Source organism: Bradyrhizobium niftali, assembly GCF_004571025.1.
GTDB lineage: Bacteria > Pseudomonadota > Alphaproteobacteria > Rhizobiales > Xanthobacteraceae > Bradyrhizobium > Bradyrhizobium niftali.
Map to the genome: position 1 here is coordinate 1 of NZ_SPQT01000105.1, position 2,215 is coordinate 2,215.

Annotated in this window: 2 protein-coding genes and 1 pseudogene; 1 reads left to right on the forward strand and 2 read right to left on the reverse strand. The window is 60.6% G+C overall.

Annotated elements, in window-relative coordinates; translation table 11 throughout:
• Positions 1–478: helix-turn-helix domain-containing protein (locus E4K65_RS46555; protein WP_167771710.1), on the reverse strand; the 478-nt coding region annotated here is incomplete at its 3' end.
• Here E4K65_RS46555 and E4K65_RS48120 point away from each other — a divergent pair.
• Entirely contained in the window at positions 469–897 is a 429-nt protein-coding gene (locus tag E4K65_RS48120; protein ID WP_167771709.1) for a hypothetical protein, read from the forward strand. The two genes, E4K65_RS46555 and E4K65_RS48120, sit on opposite strands and share 10 nt — an antisense overlap.
• On the opposite strand, the pseudogene E4K65_RS46560 reads toward E4K65_RS48120, so the two are convergent.
• A pseudogene (locus E4K65_RS46560) lies at positions 844–2,208 on the reverse strand (IS110 family RNA-guided transposase). The gene E4K65_RS48120 and the pseudogene E4K65_RS46560 overlap by 54 nt on opposite strands.
• Between the last annotated feature and the right edge of the window lie 7 nt (positions 2,209–2,215).

A 2,215-nucleotide genomic window follows, 5' to 3' on the forward strand; every position in this document is an offset into this window, starting at 1 on the left:
CCGAGCTGTCCTTGGGCTTGACGCTCTTCATCGAGGCCCAGGCCTCGATCAGCGTGCCATCGACTGAGAAGTGATCGCTCGACAGAAGCCTCTTCACCTTGGGCTGTGCCAGCACCGCCGCCATGAACTTGGCCGCGATGTCGCCTTCCAGCAGCCGGTCGCGGTTCTTCGAGAACACCGAATGGTCCCACGCCGTGTCGTCGACGCCGATTCCCACGAACCAGCGAAACAACAGGTCATATTCCAACCGCTCCATCAGAAGCCGCTCAGACCGGATCGAATAAAACGCCTGCAACAGACGCCGCAGTTCTCGCGAGATTATCGCGGCGGATCGACCGAGACGGCGCCCAATCTCCCGGATGGAATGGCCCTGCACCTTGAGAAGCGCAATCTCTTCGCGCTCCACCAATGATAAGTATCGCCCGGAGAGCGCCCTTCCTGAGGCGGTTGTTTCGAAAGGCGGGCGGCATGCGACCAGCGATGTTCGACGATCGGCAGATCGTGGTGTCGGTGGTGCGGACCCGACGTGGCGGCGCCATGATCGCCCGAATGCCATGCCGTCGCATCAGCCGCTCGATCCGGCCGCGACTGGCGCCACGTCCCTGCGTCCGCAGGACGGGCGTGAACCCGGGGGCTGCCATAGCGCTGGCCGCTATCACGATGGACCTGCCGGATCTCGGCCAGCAACGCGGCATTGGAGGTTGCGTGGGTGCTCACCGGACGCTCGCGCCAAGCGTAATAGCCCGCCGGCGACACCTCGAGTACGGCACACATCAGCCGTACCGGATAGCTGTCGCGGTGGTCTTCGATGAAACGGAAGCTCAAAAGATCGCGATCGACTTCCTAAGAAACAGCCGGATTGGCGTCGCCCGGAATGGCCTGCAACACGAAGCCTAGCGATTTCGCCCGGCGCTGTAGGTTGGCGAGGACGCGGCTACGATATTGCCGCTCATATTGGTCGGCACCAGGATCCCTGTAGCTCATGCCGTGCCGGAGTGTGTTGTAGAATAAAACCGCAATCTTGCGAGCGGTCGCCGTCACGGCCTTATTTACCCGCACGTGAGGACAACCGACGATAGAATGCTCCCAGCGCTGTCTCGCTTCGCCCCACGGTTGTGGCTGCCAAGCGCAACAGCGCAGCTGCGCGACTTGAGGATCTCCGTGTGCGTGAGGACAGCACCTTGCCGCCGGAGATCTTGTTGCCGGGTGCGAGGCAGAGCCAGGAAGTGAAGTGTTTGGCGCTCGGCCATGCCCTTAGATCCGTACCGCACTCGCCGATGAGCTTCAATGCGAGCGACGGACCCAACCCATGGATCTCAGTCAAATCGACGCCGAGCACGCCTACAGTGCGGTCCTGACATCGAAGGTGGGGGTGTTGACCTGCTTGGTCTTTACGCGCGGCTTGGCTAGCTTTCTGACCGGTCTTGCTCCTTTGGTGTTCAATGCACTGATCAGGACTTCGAGCTTGCGATCACAGTCGAGCATCTTTGCCTGATAAACGTCGTAGACCTCCAGTGATTGAGTCAACGCGAAGACATGTTCGTGGCGGTCATTGCCTACGAGCGCTGCGCGGATCGTCTCGATCGATGAATGGCAGCGCACGTCCCGATAGGTTGCCAGGACGTCGGGATTGCGTTCGCCTGCAACAATGGCTCGGATAATCCGCATGCCGGTCGCGCCGGTGATATCCGAGACAACATGATGGAGCTGCAGGTTCATCTCCATCAGGGCCTTCTGCATATGTTGGATATGGGCGGCAGCATATTCCACGAGCCGCTCGCGCTGGCGTAGATAGGCTCGCAAGGTTGCGATCTCGGCATCGGGTCGGAAGCTGCCCCGTAACAGGCCATAGGAGTGGAGCTGGCGTAACCAAGCGGCATCGCTGAGATCGGTTTTGCGCCCAGGTACATTCTTGGCGTACCGCGCGTTGACCAGAATGACCTCAAACCCGCGCTGTTCTAGGATCTCGTAGACTGGGATCCAATAGACTCCAGTGGATTCCATCGCGACACTGGTCACGCCGCACGTCTTGAACCAGTCCGCCAGCTCATGCAGGTCTTGCGTGAATGTGCCGAATGCACGCACTGGCGTGTCGGTGCAGGCCGGGTTCACCGCGGCCATGTGCATCTTTGATCCGATATCGATAGCGGCCGCGCCGAGGTTGACCGGGTTTAAGTCCGGGCCGCCACCGGTTGTCCTCTTAGGCATCGCAACT

Coding starts and splice junctions, on each gene's coding strand:
- E4K65_RS48120 (WP_167771709.1), top strand. CDS start 469: ATGCGACCAGCGATGTTCGACGATCGGCAGATCGTGGTGTCGGTGGTG.